Source organism: Emticicia aquatica (genome assembly GCF_923079645.1).
Lineage (GTDB): Bacteria > Bacteroidota > Bacteroidia > Cytophagales > Spirosomataceae > Emticicia > Emticicia aquatica.
Window position 1 is genome coordinate 94,734 of sequence record NZ_CAKLPY010000002.1, and the last position, 16,965, is coordinate 111,698.

Below are 16,965 nucleotides of genomic sequence, written 5' to 3' on the forward strand. Positions count from 1 at the left end.
ATTCCCTGTTAAAGTTTGTTAAGGCTTTAGATTTAGTAATCAATACTTAATATCCTTCAGCATCAACTGTAACGTAGTTTTATTATTGAAATTATTTTCATCAATCTGATAGGCAACGTTGAAATATTTAGTTGAGTTCAACCTTTCAAAGTGTTCTTCAACCATTCCGAAACCGATGGCAGTCAAAATAGCACCCGTTTCTTCTTCAAAAAGTTCAAGACGAAGGTGTTTTTCTTTCATCACTCTTGGTGCATATTTGAGCGTAAGGTTTTCGCTGACAAAAACTGGTTGCATATTTTCTGGTCCAAAAGGAGCCATTTGGTTCATTATTCGATAAAATTTAGAAGAAATTTCACCCAATTTAATTTTTAAATCAACCGTAATAACTGGTGTAAGTTGCTCATTAGTAATAGTTTTTGAAACCACTTCATCAAATGCTAAACGAAATGCATTGATATTTTCAATCGGAATGGTCATTCCTGCGGCGTGGGTATGTCCACCAAATTGTTCTAGCAAACCAGCACATTTTTCGATGGCTGTGTATAAATCAAACCCTGCCACAGAACGAGCAGAACCTGCTGCTTTTTCGTGCGACTTCGTCAGAATAATTGTCGGTCGGTAATATTTTTCAATACATCTACTGGCTACAATTCCGATTACACCTTTGTGCCAATCTTCTCTGTAAAGTACTGTACTCTTAGCAGTATTGGCTAGCCACTCATCGCCTTCAATCATCGCCAAAGCTTCTTCAGTAATGCGTGAATCATGCCCTCGACGCTCGATATTATGCTTTTGTATTTCGTGGGCAAACTCCAATGCCTCATCGTAATTATTTGATAATAAAAGCTTTACGGCTGCTTTTGCATGTTTTATTCTACCAGCTGCATTAATTCTTGGGCCAAGAACAAAAACCACGTTTTCAATCGTCATTGATGCAGTAAAACCCGCCACTTCTTTTAATGCTTTTAGCCCAATTCTTGGATTTTCATTGAGTTTTTTGAGTCCGAAATAAGCTAAAACTCTATTTTCACCCGTAATCGGAACAATATCCGAACCGATGCTTACAACACACAAATCCAAAAATTCGTACAATTCTTCAACTGAAATTTCTGAGCGAGAACAATATGCTTGTAGCAATTTAAACCCAACGCCATTGCCTGTCAATTCTTTGTATGGATACAAACAATCTTTTCGTTTTGGGTCAAGCACTGCTACCGCATTTGGTAAAGTTTCGTCTGGTTCGTGGTGGTCACAAATAATAAAATCAATATTGAATTTATCTTTCGCTAAAGCTACTTTATCTTGGGCTTTGATGCCACAATCTAAACAAATTACGAGTGAGACACCTTGTTCAGCCGCCCATTCAATTCCTTGAACCGACACGCCATAACCTTCTTCGTAGCGGTCTGGATTATAATATTCTAAATTAGCATAAAAAGTAGAGAGAAAACCATAAACCAAAGCAACCGCTGTTGTCCCGTCAACATCATAATCGCCATAAATCATTATTTTTTCTCCATTGTCAATGGCATCTATCAATCTTTCAACGGCTTTTTCCATATCGGCCATCAAAAAAGGATCATGTAGATGTTCAAGTTTTGGGCGAAAGAAATCTCTTGCTTCATCAAATCCTGTAATTTGACGCTGAACAAGCATCGAGGCAAGTGCCTTGTCGATATTTAAAGATTGTGCTAAATCGTTGACTACCTGTGGATTAGGTACGGATTTATATGACCACCGTTTTTCGGGCATTGTTTTCTTCAGTAAAATTGAAATGTAAAATTAAGGATTTATTTGTAGGAATCGACCATAAATTTCTCGCCAAAGTCTCGAAAAATCATAAAATAAATTCATCTTTATAAAATCTTTATACGCTTGGCTATTTGTTTTATTTTTCATTTATAAACTACCACCTACATTTGTAACGTCAAAAACAAGACAATGAAACTAGTCAACAGTAATAAAAACACCTTTCAAAGTACCAAACAACCTTATTTTATAAGTGTCTTTATTATTTGTTTGGTTTCTGGAATTTGTTATCCTTTCAGTGATATAATTGGTTACCGAGCAGTTGCACTCATTTTATTATTTACGGTTTCGCTTTTGGCAATGAAATTGAGTTTATTTCCAGTTTTATTAGCTGCGTTTTTGAGTGCTTTGATTTGGGATTTTTTTTATATCCCACCGCATTTTACTTTTTTGGTATCAAAATCGGAGGATGTTTTGATGTTATTCATGTATTTTATTATTGCTATACTCAACGGCGTGCTAACATCACGGATAAAACATTTTGAAGGATTAGCGATTCAAAGAGAAGAGCGAGTAAATGCCCTAAAACTGTATGATTCTCTTTTCAACTCTATTTCACATGAATTCAGAACGCCCATTGCTACAATTTTGGGGGCAACGGATAATTTGTTAGTCCAAAACTCAAAATTTGATGAAATTACCAAACAAAAACTTTATGTAGAAATATATACGGCAACTGAAAGACTCAATCGTTTGGTCGATAATTTTCTAAATGTTTCTCGATTAGAGTCGGGTTCTATTAAACCAAAATTAGATTGGTGCGATATCAATGAATTGCTTCATTCTGTTGTGAATCGCTTAGAAAAAGAACTTGTCAATCATCAAATTGTAGTGAAAATACCCCAAAATATTCCTTATTTTAAATTAGATTTTGCATTAATGGAACAAGCTATTTATAATATTGTTTATAATAGTTCGCTTTATACACCCAATAATTCGACAATTACACTCACAGCAGCTAACCTTAGCAATCAATGTTTTATCACGATTGCGGATAATGGTAAGGGGTTTCAACAACACGAATTGGAACAAGTCTTTACAAAGTTTTATCGCTCAAACGAAGAAAAAACAGGTGGTTTAGGTTTGGGATTATCAATAACCAAAGGTTTTATTGAAGCTCATGGCGGAACAATCAGGGTAGAAAATGTTGCAGGAAGTGGCTCACTTTTTACAATAATTATTCCAACGGAAGTAAACTGGGGAAATGATATGCCCACATAATTTGAATTCACTTAACGATGAACAATCCAACGATATTAATAATTGACGACGAAAATCAGATTCGTAAACTGCTAGAAATAACTTTAACTGCCAACGGTTTTAAGGTTAATGAAGCAGCTACGGGGAAAGATGGAATAATATCGGCAGCTACACACCCGCCAGATATGATTCTGCTTGACTTAGGTTTACCTGATGAAGATGGACAAAATATTTTAAAAAAATTGCGAGAATGGTACAAAGCTCCAATTATGATTTTGTCAGTAAAAAACAATGAGGACGATATTGTAAAAGCATTAGATAATGGTGCAAATGACTATTTGTCAAAACCTTTTCGCACGGGTGAATTACTTGCTCGCATTCGGTCTGCGTTGCGATTGGCCCAAAATATTGAGAATATCCCATTGGTTGAATATGGCAATTTAAGCATTGATTTTAATGCCCGAATTGTCAAGAAAAACCAAGAAGTACTAAAATTAACTTCAACCGAATATCAACTTTTAACACTTATGGCACAAAACGAAAGTCGAGTTTTGACACATCAATTTATTTTAAAAACTGTTTGGGGACCAAGTTATTTAGAACAGTCACAATATCTTCGGGTGTTTGTAGGACAACTCCGAAAGAAAATCGAAGACAACCCAAATCAGCCGCGATTTATTATCACAGAATCGGGCGTTGGATACAGATTTGTAGGTGGAGAAATCGGGAAAAATAATTTATAATTCACTCATCATAACTACTAATATGCTTACAATAATTTTATTACTCGCAGGTGTTTTTTGCTTCGCCTTGTTTTATAAAGCAATTGATTTTTTTGAAAATATTTAATTAATTTCCACCATGATGACCTTACTTTTCATTCTCGCAATCGCAGTTTTCGGCTACCTCTGCTACGTACTTTTAAAGCCTGAAAAATTCTAAAAAGAACCTTTTTTTATTCTAATTACGCTAATCAATTGCCATGATGAAGGCTATTGTTTTGCCCAAAAATTAAGAAAAAATGAACACTGAAATTCTCGGAATCATATTAATGTTTACACTAACTGTCCTTTTGGCAATTCCACTGGGCAGATACATCGCAAAGGTTTACTCAGGAGAAAGCACTTTTCTCGACCCAATTTTTAATCCATTAGAAAAACACTTTTTTCGCATTTCAGGCATTAATATCCGCCAAGAAATGACTTGGAAACAACATTTAATAGCCTTGCTTACCATAAACTTTTTATGGTTTTTCTGGGCGATGTTTATCTTGATGAATCAAGGCTGGCTACCGTGGAACCCAGATAAAAATCCGTCAATGTCAGCCGATTTAGCCTTTAATACCGCCATTTCTTTTGTAGCTAATACCAATTTGCAGCACTATTCTGGCGAAACAGGAATGTCATATCTCGGACAAATCGTTTGTTTGACATTTTTTCAATTCATTTCAGCAGGTGCAGGTATGGCCATTTGTGTAGTCGTTTTCAATGCTATGAAAGAACGTACAAGCGAAAAGCTAGGTAATTTCTACAACTATTTTCTCAAATCATGCACCCGAATTTTATTGCCACTTTCGCTAATCGTTGCTACCATTATTGTTTTCAATGGCACTCCGATGAATATTGAAGGGAAAGCCTCTTTTATTTCGATGCAAGCGGGCGACACAGTTCAGCTTTCAAGAGGGCCAGCAGCAGCAATGGTTGCTATCAAACAATTAGGAACAAATGGCGGTGGATTTTTTGGAGTAAATTCAGCTCATCCACTAGAAAACCCTAACTATTTGACCAATATTGTTGAAAACGTCAGTATCATTTTGATTCCAATCGCGATGGTTTTCGCTCTTGGTTTTTACTTAAAACGTAAAAGATTATCATTGATGATTTTTGGCGTAATGACACTCGGTTTTCTATTATTCTTGCTTCCTTCTGTTTACCTCGAAATGAAAGGGAATACAGCCATTTCGAGTATGGGCATCTCGCAACAACTGGGCAGTATGGAAGGCAAAGAAGTACGTTTTGGCTCGGCCGCATCTGCATATTGGGGAATTACAACAACCGTTACCTCCAATGGCTCGGTCAACGCCATGCACGATAGTTTTACACCACTCACTGGAATGTTTGCACTTTTGGGTATGATGGTCAATGCTTTTTATGGCGGTGTAGGTGTCGGATTTCTTAATTTTTATATTTTCATTATCATTGCTGTTTTTATTTCTGGGTTGATGGTTGGCAGAACCCCCGAATTTATGGGTAAAAAAATTGAGGCAAGAGAAATGAAAATCGCCACGATAATCGCTCTATTGCATCCCTTATTAATTTTGGCAGGAACGGCTCTTTCATCGTACGTCTTTGTTGTCCATCCTAATATTGGTTGGTTGAATAATCCAAGTTTTCATGGCTTCTCCGAAATGCTTTATGAATATACATCATCGGCAGCTAATAACGGTTCGGGTTTCGAGGGTTTGGGTGATAACACACTTTGGTGGAATATTACTTGCGGAATCATCATGATTTTAAGTCGTTTCTTGCCAATTATTGGCCCCGTGGCTATTGCAGGAATTTTAGCCAATAAAAAATACATTCCTGAAAGTGCTGGTACATTAAAAACTGATACTTCAACTTTTGGATTAATGGTTTTTGCCGTAATCATGATTTTGGCGGCATTGTCTTTTTTTCCAGCACTGACGCTTGGACCAATTTCAGAATTTTTCACAATTCAATAAGATATTTATTTAAAAATATATCATCATGAAATCAACTTCGCTTTTTCAAGCAGCTTTAGTAAAAGAAGCTCTAAAAGCCTCTTTTGTAAAACTAAATCCCAAAATAATCTTCCGAAACCCAGTCATGTTTACCGTCGAACTCGGAACAATCGTTATGTTTTGCGTTACTATCTTTAGTTTAAACAATACTTCACAAGGCTCATTCGCTTATAATTTAGCAGTTTTCATTATCCTATTTGCTACTTTACTTTTTGCCAATTTTGCCGAAGCTATCGCTGAAGCACGAGGCAAAGCACAAGCCGATTCGCTCCGAAAAACCCGTGAAGAAACACCAGCAAAAATCATTAGAGTAATCGGTGAAATGTACACCAACGAAATCCAAATAGTAAGTTCCTCTCAACTCAAAAAAGGAGATATTTTTGTCTGCGAAACTGGTGACATAATTCCAACAGATGGGGAAATCATTGAAGGATTAGCAACCATTGATGAATCAGCCATTACAGGCGAGTCTGCTCCAGTAATTCGAGAAGCAGGGGGCGATAAATCATCAGTAACGGGAGGAACTAAAGTACTTTCTGACAAAATTAAAGTAATTGTAACCACTCAACCAGGTGAAAGTTTCTTGGATAAAATGATTGCTTTGGTGGAAGGAGCTTCTCGTCAAAAAACGCCAAATGAAATTGCCTTAACAATTTTATTAGCTGGTTTTACTTTGGTTTTTGTGATTGTTTGTGTTACGCTCAAACCTTTTGCCGACTATGCCAATACACCTATCACAATTGCAGCATTTATTTCGCTTTTTGTATGCCTGATTCCAACTACAATTGGCGGTTTGCTATCGGCCATTGGCATTGCAGGAATGGACAGAGCATTGAGAGCAAATGTAATTACAAAATCAGGTAAAGCTGTCGAAACTGCGGGCGATATTGATGTTTTGTTATTGGATAAAACTGGAACAATTACAATCGGAAATAGAAAAGCGACGAACTTTTACCCAGCACAAAACGCTGATAAACAAGGCTTTATGAATGCACTTGTATTAAGTTCATTAGCCGATGAAACTCCCGAAGGAAAATCAATTGTAGAGTTAGCAATCAGTCAAGGAATGAAAGTACCTTCACTTTCGACGGATGCCGAATTTATTAGGTTTACAGCAGAAACTCGTTCATCAGGTGTAAATTTATCCGACGGAGCTAGAATCAGAAAAGGGGCTTTTGATGCCATGAGAAACCTTTCAGAAAAAGCAGGCAACCAGTTTCCAATAGAAGTTGCTGAGCAAGTTAAAACCATTTCAAGTAATGGTGGAACGCCACTTGTTGTAACAAAAAATGAGCAAGTTTTAGGCGTAATTGAGTTACAAGACATTATTAAACCAGGTATTCAAGAACGTTTTGAACGCTTACGTAAAATGGGTGTAAAAACAGTAATGGTTACTGGTGATAATCCGCTAACAGCTAAATATATTGCTGCAAAAGCTGGTGTTGACGATTTTATTGCTGAAGCAAAACCAGAGGATAAAATGAATTATATCCGTGCCGAACAGGCCAGTGGTAAATTAGTTGCCATGATGGGTGATGGTACAAATGATGCTCCTGCACTCGCTCAAGCCGATGTAGGTGTAGCCATGAATTCGGGAACAGCCGCAGCAAAAGAAGCAGGAAATATGGTAGATTTGGATAATGACCCTACGAAATTAATTGAAATTGTTGAAATCGGAAAACAGCTTTTAATGACTCGAGGAACGCTCACTACTTTTTCGATTGCCAATGATGTTGCCAAATACTTTGCCATTGTACCCGCTTTATTTATTGCCAGCATTCCAGCTCTAAAAGGCTTAAATATAATGAATTTACATTCACCAGAAAGTGCTATTTTATCAGCCGTAATTTTTAATGCAATTATTATTCCTGCATTGATTCCTTTAGCACTTAGGGGTGTTGAATATAAACCCATTGGAGCAAGTGCTTTGCTACGCCGCAACTTATTAATCTATGGCTTAGGGGGTATAATTATTCCTTTTATTGGTATCAAGATTATTGATTTATTGGTCGCTAATTTTATTTAAAATACTGATAATTAAATAATTATTAGTTAAAATAAATTATTCAAGCGACAAAAACTTCGTTTCATTCATAAAAAACATAAAAATGAAATCTCAAATATTACCAGCAATCAAACTTACATTTTTAAGTTTAGTGCTACTTGCAATCGTTTATCCACTTATAATACTAGGCATCGCACAATTTGCCCCAAACAGCGGGAAAGTACAATTTATTGAACGTAATAATAAAATTATTGGAGCAGAAAATGTAGGACAAAAATTCGACCAAGACCGATATTTTTATAGTCGTCCATCTGTTGTAAATTACAATGCCGCTAGCTCTGGTGGTTCAAATAAAGGGCCTTCAAATCCTGATTATTTGGCAACTGTTCAAGCCAGAATCGACACATTTTTAGTCCATAATCCGACAGTGGCAAAAGCTGATATTCCATCAGAATTAGTAACCGCTTCGGGTAGTGGACTTGACCCTCACATTTCTCCAAAAGGTGCTTTAGTACAAGTCGATAGAATTGCTAAAAAAAGAAATATTTCTAATGAAAAATTGATTAACCTTATTAAAATCAATACCGAAAAACCATTTTTAGGTTTATTTGGTACTGAAAAAATCAATGTTTTGAAATTAAATTTAGCATTAGATAACTTAAAATAATTCCCTGAATGAAAACCATTTTTTGTTCACTTTTGAGCATTTTTAACACAACCATTCATCCCCAAACAGACACCTCGAAAACAGCACTCAACCTAAGTGGTTATATAGAAACTTACTATGCGTATGATTTTAATAATCCTGCCAATCACACACGGCCAACATTTGTTTATTCACACAATCGTCACAATGAGATAAACCTGAATTTAGGTTTTATAAAAGCTGCTTATGAAAAAAATAGTGTTAGAGCTAATCTTGCCTTAATGACAGGAACTTACGCCAATGCAAACCTTGCGGCCGAACCAAGTGTATTAAAAAATATTTTGGAAGCCAATGTTGGAATTAAGATTTCAAGCAATAAAAATCTTTGGCTTGATGCAGGAATTTTTGCAGCACATATTGGTTTTGAAAGTGCTGTTAGCAAAGATTGTTGGACACTTTCTCGGAGTATTTTGGCCGATAATTCGCCTTATTATGAAAGTGGAGCAAAAATCAACTATACATCCGATAATTCTAAATGGTTTTTGAGTGCATTAGTACTAAATGGTTGGCAACGAATTGAGCGAGTAGATGGCAATAATATGCCTGCTTTTGGGCATCAGATTACATACAAACCTAGCAGCAAAGTAACTTTAAATAGTAGCTCATTTGTAGGAAGCGATTCGCCTGATAGTTTACGATTAGTGCGGTACTTTCATAATTTTTATGGTATTTTTCAAATTCATCAAAAATTAGGATTAATTCTTGGTTTTGATATTGGATTTCAACAAAAATCACTTAAAAGTAAGCAATACACTGCTTGGTTTTCGCCAGTATTAATTGCCAAATTTCTATACTCAGATAAGCTAAATTTCTCGACGAGAACCGAATATTATGCAGATAAAAGCCAAGTAATTGTTTCAACAGGTAGTCAAAATGGTTTTCAAACATACGGTTATTCGGTCAATATTGATTATAATATCACCGAAAAATTGGTTTTCCGAAGCGAATACAAGGTACTGCATAGTAAAGACAAAATATTTGCAGAAGGTACAAAAACCAACAATCATTTATTGCTTACTTCATTAGCTATTTCATTTTAGATGAAAGATAAAACTGCTCAACATTTTCTTGATTTAATAAAAAAATCAAGGCGAGGGAAATTCAAAATTTACATCGGCATGAGTGCTGGCGTAGGAAAAACCTTTCGGATGTTGCAAGAAGCTCACGCTATGCAACGAAACAACATTGATGTAAAAATCGGTTATATCGAAACGCACAATCGTAAAGAAACGCACCAGTTACTTGAAGGTTTACCGATTATTCCTCGTCGAAAATTGTTTTATAAAGGTAAAGAATTAGAGGAGTTTGACCTTCAAGCAGTATTAAATATCCGACCCGAAGTAGTTTTAGTCGATGAATTAGCTCATACGAATATTGAAGGCTCAAAAAACGAAAAACGTTGGCAGGATGTCATGGAAATTTTAGATGCAGGCATCAATGTAATTTCTGCTCTAAACATTCAGCATATTGAAAGTCTAAATACTATCATTCAGCAAGTTACGGGTATTGAAGTAAAAGAGCGTGTTCCAGATTTGGTGCTCCAACAAGCCGATGAAGTTGTGAATATCGACCTCACAGCCGATGAACTGATTATGCGTTTGAAAGAGGGGAAAATCTATGATTTGAAAAAAGTTGAAACAGCATTGAACCACTTTTTTCAAGCTGATAAAATCTTACAACTGCGTGAAATAGCCCTTAAAGAAGTAGCACATCAGGTTGAGCGAAAAGTTACAACCGAAGTTACCAAAACCAAACTAAAGCATGAGCGTTTTTTGGCCTGCATCAGTTCAAACGCCGAAACTGCCAAAACTGTAATCCGAAAAACAGCTAGATTGGCTTCGCATTACGATTCAAAATGGTTTGTGCTATACGTTCAACGGCCATCAGAATCAAGTGATAAAATTAATCTGGCCACACAAAGGCATCTAATCAATAATCTCAAAATGGCAGCCGAACTCGGTGCAGAAATAATCAGAATACAAAGCGATTCGGTGGCGAAAGCAATTATTGAAGTGGCTGAAAAAGAGCAAATTACAACGATTTGTATTGGAAAACCACATTTCAATTTATTGAAAATTATCTTAGCAACGAATCTTTTCAATCAATTATTAAAAAAACTTTCTCAGTCTGAAATAGACCTTATTATTCTCTCTTGAAATGAAAATAAAAACCAAAATTTCGCTTGGCTTAATCTTTCTTTTCTTAGCAATCTTACTTACGGGTGGCTTAGGCGTTTGGTATTTACATCAATTATCTGCCGATGCAAAAAATATTCTACAAGATAATTACGAAACGTTGGAATACAGCAAGAAAATGCTCGAAAGCCTTGAGAAAAATACTAATGAAAATAAAAGGTTTGAACAAAATCTTATTGCACAAGAACAAAATATCTCAGAAATAGGTGAAAAAGACGTAACACAACAACTTCGTGCTAAATTTAATCTTTTCAAAAAAGACAGTTCAATAAGTCATATCGGTTCAATGCGGCAATATATTTTTCAACTCATGGAGTTAAATATGAATGCTATTATCAGAAAAAATCAGGTTGCAACCAAACGAGCTGATGACGCAATTACCTTACTTTCATTTGTGCTGGCCGCTGTGGTGTTATTTACTTTTTCATTTATTTTTAATTTTCCTAATTACATTGCCGAACCGATTGCTGAACTAACCAAAGGAATCAAGGAAATTGCCAACAAAAATTATGAACAAAGATTACATTTTAAAGCGAATGACGAATTTGGAGATTTGGCAAATGCATTCAATAAAATGGCCGAAAAACTCAATAATTATGAACACAGCAATTTAGCAGAATTGTTATTTGAAAAAAGGCGAATTGAGGCAATAATCAATAACATGAATGATGCAATTATTGGACTTGACGAACAAAATAATGTTCTGTTTGTCAATCAGATTGCGGTTCAGATTTTGGGGTTAAAAGAATCAGAAATTATTGGCAAATACGCACCCGATATTGCGTTAAATAATGATTTACTCAGAAGTTTACTACAAAATGAAGCTTCTTCAAATCCAATTAAAATTTTTGCTGACCAAAAAGAAAGTTATTTCACCAAAGATATTTTAGCAGTTAAAAATGCAGAAAACACAGCGAGCGGAACGGTAATCATTTTGAAAAATATTACTAAATTTCAAGAATCTGATTTAGAAAAAGATAATTTCATTGCAGCTATTTCGCATGAGCTAAAAACCCCAATTTCGGCAATTAAAGCTTCTTTGGAATTATTAACAGATGAAAAAAATGGAAAAACTAATAAAATTCAAAAAGAACTTATCAATAAACTAAAACAAGAAGCAGAATTAATTATTATGATTACGAATGAACTTTCTAAAACAGCACAAAATCATGATGATTTACTTGAAAAGAAATAGTTGGGTTGAGTAACTATTTCTTTTCTTTCTTTCCGAACAAAGAAAAATGTACGTATCGTTTTGGATTGGCTTTCATATCAGCCATTAGGAGTGCAATATTTGCGGCTGTTCTATCAAGATTAACGTAGAGAGAATCATCTTTGGCCAATTTTCCAAGTGTGCCTTTTCCTTGATTAATTTCTTTAATTACGCCTTGTAAACCTGCAATTGACGTGTTTAATTTACTAACCGTTTCACCCAAATGCATCGCATTTAGTGAGTCGGCAAAAGTGCTGCTTTTTTGTAAAATTGGCTTAATTTGAGCATCAAGATTCGTTGATAAAGTATTCAAATTAGCCGTTAAAACTGCTGCATTTGCTGTTATTGCCGAAAGGTTTTTTGAGTTTGCCGCCACAATACCATTCACGCCTGCGGTAGTTTGAGTGGCACTTGCCATAAGTACTTTAAGAGCTACCGCTGTATGGTCAAATTGTTTGATTATTGCAGTTGTTGTATTCAACAAAGAATCTATATTTTTTAAGGTTGGGGTTAATTTATCGGTTACAGATGCTACCATTCCTTTTTCAATTTCACTTCCAACCGTTCCTTCATCCGCTAAAGGATTACCTGATTCAATTTTTAATTTAACAACTTTTCCACCTAAAAGTCCATTATCTGCCAAAATAGCAACTGTTTTATCAGTTAATTTTATATCTCTTTTGATAGCTAATATCACTTTAATTCGGTTTTTGTCTTGTTCAGGCTCAACCAAAACCACGCGTCCAACAGACACACCGTTATACGTTACAGGGTTTGAAGTTTGCAATCCTTCGGCATTTTCATAGTAAGTATAGTATTCATTTTCTGTACGAAAAATGTCTAATCCCTTTAGAAAATTAAATCCTAAATAAAAAATTGCGAAAGTAATAATACCAAGTAAACCAACTTTATACTCTTTTTTCATAACCCCTAGCCGATACGTCGGACCGCCCCTAAAGGGGAATTATACATTATTTTTTACAAAATTACTTGTTATCTAACTACTAACCAACTAAAATTTCCAGTTGAATAGTTCCAGTATAAATCTTAGTGTGCTTCTTTTTCTTCTTTATAGACTTTGACCGCTTTAAAAATCGCATCAGCCAGTTTATCTTGGCCGCTATCTGTACCCAATATTTTTTTATCGGTGGCGTTGGTTAGATAACCAGTTTCTACATAAATTCCAGGCATTGCCGTTTGCCACAATACTTGAAATCCCGCTTGCTTTACGCCTCTACTTTTATGTCCAACTTTTGAAATTTGCTTTTCAACCATACTTGCCAACTTTACGCTTTCTTTCATAAAAGCATTTTGATAATTCGCAAGCATGATATTGGCCATTGGCGAACTCAAATCGTAGCCTTTATAGTTTTTCTTATAATTATCTTCCATCAAAATAACCTCATTTTCTCGCATCGCCAATTCAAGGTTTTCTTCGGTTTTATGCAGACCCATTACGTAAGTTTCCGACCCACTCAATTTTGAAGAATATGGATTAGCATTGACGTGAATACAAATAAACAGATCGGCTTTATTGCGATTCGCAATGGCTGCACGCTCATGCAATGGAATAAAAACATCGGTTTTTCTGGTATAAATAACTTTTACCCCAGGAAGTTTTTCCTGAATTTTTTTTCCTAATTTCAAGGTAACACTTAAAGCGATGTCTTTTTCACGAAGTTTGCTATTGTGCGTGCCTGGGTCTTTTCCTCCATGCCCGGCATCAATGACAATAGTTCTGATTTTGCCACTTTGAGCTGTTACAATTCCTTGCGTAATTATGAATATAAAAAGGACTTTAAGAATTTTTAACATGATTTTATGGTCAAACGTTCTTTCACTACCATATAATAGCTAATTTTGTGCCATTACGGTGCGTTAGTTAAATAGTTTTGCGAAGAGAAGTTCAAATTTGAAGATTTAAGCCAAAAATGACTGGCTTTTTCGTAATTAATAATTAAGTCAACATTTTACAAAGATACGATTTTTGGAACAACTGAAAAAATATAACTCCAAACCACTCCAAAATAGCTCGTGGCTATTCGCTTTTTGCTTTTTGAAGTTCAATTGGAAACTCAAGATGAATATTCCTATTTTCACAGCTCGCTTTTCTGTTTTTATCAGTATTTTTTTGTTCTTCTCTATCCATACTTTTGCTCAATTTCCTTCTGGAACTGGTGGTAGATTTTCTGGATTTGGCACAGGAAATACTGGAACAAAAAGGGCATCAACCACAACACCTTCACGTACAGCAAGCCCTTTCGGAAATAAATTATTTGAAGAAAAAAAAGATACCACTCGTGTATTAATTCCAGACTCCCTTCGTAGCAAAGAAAGTGGATTGGCTTCAACAGTACAATATATTGCCGAAGATTCAACGGTAATGGATGTAACTGGCGAAATTATTAATCTCTACGGAAAAGCCAAAGTAACTTACGGCGAAATTGAACTTCAAGCAGATTTTATTCAAATTAATTGGGGTAAAAGTGAGGTTTTTGCTCATGGTTTGCCCGATACAACTAAAAAAGGCGACAAAGTAAAAGGGAAACCAATCTTTAGCCAAGGGGGCGATAAATACAATACCGACACGATTCGCTATAATTTCAAATCTCGAAAAGCAGTCATAAAAAATATTGTAACGCAGCAAGGTGAAGGTTTTGTAACAGGCGAAAAAGTAAAAAAAGATGCCAATGATGATATGTATTTGGTTGATGCCAAATACACAACTTGTAATTTGAAAGAACCTCATTTTCATATTGCGGCAAAAAAAATCAAGCTTGTCAATAAAAAACAAGTCATTTCAGGGCCTTTTAATTTTGTGTTAAGTGGCATTCCACTGCCTATTGGGCTGCCTTTTGGTTTCTTTCCTGTACCTAAAAATAAAGAAGCAGGAACATCAGGAATCATCATGGGAAGTTATGGCGAAGACCCAAACGGAAGAGGATTTTATTTTCGTGATTTTGGCTATTATTTTGCCATAAATGAAAAAATTGGGGCAAAAATTATTGGGCAAATTTATTCTAATGGTAGTCTTGGACTAGGCATTCAATCGAGTTATTCGAAGCGATATAAATATTCTGGAAATTTAAGTTTTCAGTATAATTTTAATAAAAACAAGCCTGAAGTTGTTGCAAGTGATGATAAAAACACCTACACCACTAAAGACTTTAATTTGAGTTGGTCGCATTCACCTGCTAACAAACGTCCCGACCGTAGTTTTTCTTCATCGGTCAATTTACGTAGCAATGGCTTTAATCGAAATAACGTCAATACGGTTGATGTAAGTAATTATTTGAGCAGCACTTCCAATTCATCCATTCAAGTTGGGCGAACTTTTGGTCAAAAACTCGTAACGAGTTCGGGCATCAACGTTTCTCAGAATTTCACTACTGGGCAGATGGATGCTTCACTCAATTATAGTTTAGGTCTTAATCAGTTTAACCCTTTTGTGCCTGAAAAAAAACAAATCGGTCGATGGTTTGAATCGTTTAGGGTAGGTTTGAATGTGAGTGGCGGTTATCAAGCAACTAATACAAGAGTGAATAGCATTACGAGTTATTCGGATTATAAAATTGTTCGTCAAAATGACGATGGCTCGTATTCTTCCATCGAAGCAAAACCATTGACCAACGAAGAAATAAGGTTGAGAGATGCCAATCCTTTGAGCTTAACGGTTGAAGAACGAGTTTTACAAAAAGCATTACAAGCACGGTTGAGTAATGTCAGAAAATTGAATAGCTTAGATGCAATTAATGACATTTTAAAAGATGGGCAATTCCGAACTACGTATTCAATTCCGATTGCTTTGCCTAATTTTAAATTAGCTCGATACATCAACTTTACACCAAGCATTGCTCTACGAGGCGATATTTTCACGCAAAGCCTTAGTTATAAATACATTGAAAGCGAAAACGCAGTTAAGATTGATACAGTTAAAGGTTTTTTTCCGACTTATCAAACGTCAGTTTCGGGAAGCATGAATACCCGAGTATATGGTACTTATCAGTTTAAAGGAGGTGGACGATTACAAGCGATTCGTCACACAATGGCTCCATCTTTGAGTTTAAGTTACGCCCCAGATTTCACTAAAAATCTTTTCCAATATAATGTTGTCAGAATTGATAAAAGTACTGACGATGCAGGAAAAGTTACTTATGATACTCTCCGAAAACTTTTACCAAAATATCCAACTTTGGGTGCTTCAGCGGGAGCTTCTGGGAATATTAGTTTCAATCTAACAAATCAACTTGAAGCAAAAGTTCGCTCAAAATCAGATACGGCAGCAAAGGCTTTTGAAAAAATTTCATTATTAGATAACTTGAGTTTAAGTACTAGCTATAATCTGTTGGCCTTGGGTGATTCGATGAATCTGTCGAATATTAATTTAAGCGGAAATACTAATTTATTCAAAAACCTAATCAATCTCAATATGGGTGCAACGCTCGACCCATATTTTTATCAAGAAGAACCGACAGCCGAATTGAGAGCGTTAAATCCTGCTGGCCGAATCAGACGTTTTTATAAATTACAAGAAGTAAAAGGTTTCCAAGGTTTAGCCACTTTGCGTTCGGCAAATATTGCTATTTCAACTCGTTTTTCACCAGCAACTTTTAACAAAGATAAACCACAACCCAAAAACACTCAAACTAACGACCCAACGATGGATGCTATGAGGAAATTTGTAGCTGCCAACCCTGAACTTTACGTTGATTTTACGATACCTTGGACTTTAAATTTAAGCTATAACTTTAATTATAATAAACAAGGTTTGGCAAAAGCTCAAATTACACAGGCAATCACGATTCAAGGCGATTTGAGTTTGACTCCGAAATGGAAAGTTGGTTTTAATACTGGTTATGATATGCAATTAAAAGCTCCAACGTTGACAAATATTACGCTTCATCGTGAATTACATTGTTGGGATATGGCATTTAATTGGACTCCGATTTCGGGATATTCGGTGCGTAGTAGTTATTCATTTACGCTCAATGTTCGGAGTGCATTATTGCAGGAATTGAAAGTAAGTCGTCGCCGTCAATACTATGGAACTGGTGGATTTTAATTAAGTCGATAGAC

Annotated in this window: 13 protein-coding genes; 10 read left to right on the forward strand and 3 right to left on the reverse strand. The window is 35.5% G+C overall.

Annotation, left to right across the window (positions count from 1 at the left end; translation table 11 throughout):
- Positions 1-39: 39 nt before the first annotated feature.
- On the reverse strand, positions 40-1,752 hold the full coding sequence (gene recJ, locus MJQ71_RS10140; protein WP_238806500.1) for a single-stranded-DNA-specific exonuclease RecJ: 1,713 nt from the start codon (positions 1,750-1,752) through the stop codon (positions 40-42).
- Between the two features lie 189 nt (positions 1,753-1,941).
- On the opposite strand from recJ, the gene MJQ71_RS10145 reads away from it, so the two are divergent.
- The 9 genes from MJQ71_RS10145 to MJQ71_RS10185 all read left to right on the forward strand — a co-directional run bounded on the left by MJQ71_RS10145 (position 1,942) and on the right by MJQ71_RS10185 (position 11,871).
- Positions 1,942-3,030, forward strand: coding sequence for a sensor histidine kinase (locus tag MJQ71_RS10145; protein ID WP_238806501.1), 1,089 nt, complete (start codon positions 1,942-1,944; stop codon positions 3,028-3,030).
- A 17-nt stretch (positions 3,031-3,047) separates the two neighbouring features.
- A complete protein-coding gene (locus MJQ71_RS10150) occupies positions 3,048-3,752 on the forward strand; it encodes a response regulator (RefSeq protein ID WP_238806502.1) in 705 nt (234 codons plus the stop codon).
- A gap of 121 nt (positions 3,753-3,873) precedes the next feature.
- Entirely contained in the window at positions 3,874-3,951 is a 78-nt protein-coding gene (kdpF, locus tag MJQ71_RS10155; RefSeq protein WP_238807839.1) for a K(+)-transporting ATPase subunit F, read from the forward strand.
- Between the two features lie 79 nt (positions 3,952-4,030).
- A complete protein-coding gene (kdpA, locus tag MJQ71_RS10160) occupies positions 4,031-5,731 on the forward strand; it encodes a potassium-transporting ATPase subunit KdpA (RefSeq protein WP_238806503.1) in 1,701 nt (566 codons plus the stop codon).
- A 25-nt stretch (positions 5,732-5,756) separates the two neighbouring features.
- Complete coding sequence (kdpB, locus tag MJQ71_RS10165) at positions 5,757-7,796, forward strand: potassium-transporting ATPase subunit KdpB (protein ID WP_238806504.1); 2,040 nt, start codon at positions 5,757-5,759, stop codon at positions 7,794-7,796.
- Positions 7,797-7,878: 82 nt separating this feature from the next.
- The gene (locus tag MJQ71_RS10170) at positions 7,879-8,442 is read left to right on the forward strand and encodes a K(+)-transporting ATPase subunit C (RefSeq protein WP_238806505.1); all 564 of its coding nucleotides are present in this window, start codon (positions 7,879-7,881) and stop codon (positions 8,440-8,442) included.
- A gap of 8 nt (positions 8,443-8,450) precedes the next feature.
- Positions 8,451-9,521, forward strand: coding sequence for a porin (locus tag MJQ71_RS10175; protein ID WP_238806506.1), 1,071 nt, complete (start codon positions 8,451-8,453; stop codon positions 9,519-9,521).
- Entirely contained in the window at positions 9,522-10,637 is a 1,116-nt protein-coding gene (locus tag MJQ71_RS10180; RefSeq protein ID WP_238806507.1) for a universal stress protein, read from the forward strand.
- A gap of 1 nt (position 10,638) precedes the next feature.
- On the forward strand, positions 10,639-11,871 hold the full coding sequence (locus MJQ71_RS10185) for a sensor histidine kinase (protein WP_238806508.1): 1,233 nt from the start codon (positions 10,639-10,641) through the stop codon (positions 11,869-11,871).
- 13 nt (positions 11,872-11,884) lie between these two features.
- On the opposite strand, the gene MJQ71_RS10190 is transcribed toward MJQ71_RS10185, so the two are convergent.
- Positions 11,885-12,814, reverse strand: a complete 930-nt coding sequence (locus MJQ71_RS10190) for an MlaD family protein (protein WP_238806509.1) — start codon at positions 12,812-12,814, stop codon at positions 11,885-11,887.
- Positions 12,815-12,936: 122 nt separating this feature from the next.
- Positions 12,937-13,704 carry an N-acetylmuramoyl-L-alanine amidase family protein gene (locus MJQ71_RS10195; protein ID WP_238806510.1) on the reverse strand — a complete coding sequence of 256 codons (768 nt, stop codon included), beginning with the start codon at positions 13,702-13,704 and terminating at the stop codon, positions 12,937-12,939.
- 265 nt (positions 13,705-13,969) lie between these two features.
- Between MJQ71_RS10195 and MJQ71_RS10200 the strand changes: the two genes are divergently transcribed.
- Positions 13,970-16,951, forward strand: coding sequence for a putative LPS assembly protein LptD (locus MJQ71_RS10200; protein ID WP_238806511.1), 2,982 nt, complete (start codon positions 13,970-13,972; stop codon positions 16,949-16,951).
- Positions 16,952-16,965 lie beyond the last annotated feature (14 nt).

What these genes read in the sequence shown, in the direction of transcription:
- MJQ71_RS10195 (WP_238806510.1), bottom strand. Translation starts at nt 13,704, where the DNA reads ATGTTAAAAATTCTTAAAGTCCTTTTTATATTCATAATTACGCAAGGA.
- kdpF (WP_238807839.1), top strand. Translation starts at nt 3,874, where the DNA reads ATGACCTTACTTTTCATTCTCGCAATCGCAGTTTTCGGCTACCTCTGC.
- kdpB (WP_238806504.1), top strand. Translation starts at nt 5,757, where the DNA reads ATGAAATCAACTTCGCTTTTTCAAGCAGCTTTAGTAAAAGAAGCTCTA.
- MJQ71_RS10200 (WP_238806511.1), top strand. Translation starts at nt 13,970, where the DNA reads ATGAATATTCCTATTTTCACAGCTCGCTTTTCTGTTTTTATCAGTATT.
- MJQ71_RS10150 (WP_238806502.1), top strand. Translation starts at nt 3,048, where the DNA reads ATGAACAATCCAACGATATTAATAATTGACGACGAAAATCAGATTCGT.
- recJ (WP_238806500.1), bottom strand. Translation starts at nt 1,752, where the DNA reads ATGCCCGAAAAACGGTGGTCATATAAATCCGTACCTAATCCACAGGTA.
- MJQ71_RS10190 (WP_238806509.1), bottom strand. Translation starts at nt 12,814, where the DNA reads ATGAAAAAAGAGTATAAAGTTGGTTTACTTGGTATTATTACTTTCGCA.
- MJQ71_RS10180 (WP_238806507.1), top strand. Translation starts at nt 9,522, where the DNA reads ATGAAAGATAAAACTGCTCAACATTTTCTTGATTTAATAAAAAAATCA.
- kdpA (WP_238806503.1), top strand. Translation starts at nt 4,031, where the DNA reads ATGAACACTGAAATTCTCGGAATCATATTAATGTTTACACTAACTGTC.
- MJQ71_RS10185 (WP_238806508.1), top strand. Translation starts at nt 10,639, where the DNA reads ATGAAAATAAAAACCAAAATTTCGCTTGGCTTAATCTTTCTTTTCTTA.
- MJQ71_RS10170 (WP_238806505.1), top strand. Translation starts at nt 7,879, where the DNA reads ATGAAATCTCAAATATTACCAGCAATCAAACTTACATTTTTAAGTTTA.
- MJQ71_RS10145 (WP_238806501.1), top strand. Translation starts at nt 1,942, where the DNA reads ATGAAACTAGTCAACAGTAATAAAAACACCTTTCAAAGTACCAAACAA.
- MJQ71_RS10175 (WP_238806506.1), top strand. Translation starts at nt 8,451, where the DNA reads ATGAAAACCATTTTTTGTTCACTTTTGAGCATTTTTAACACAACCATT.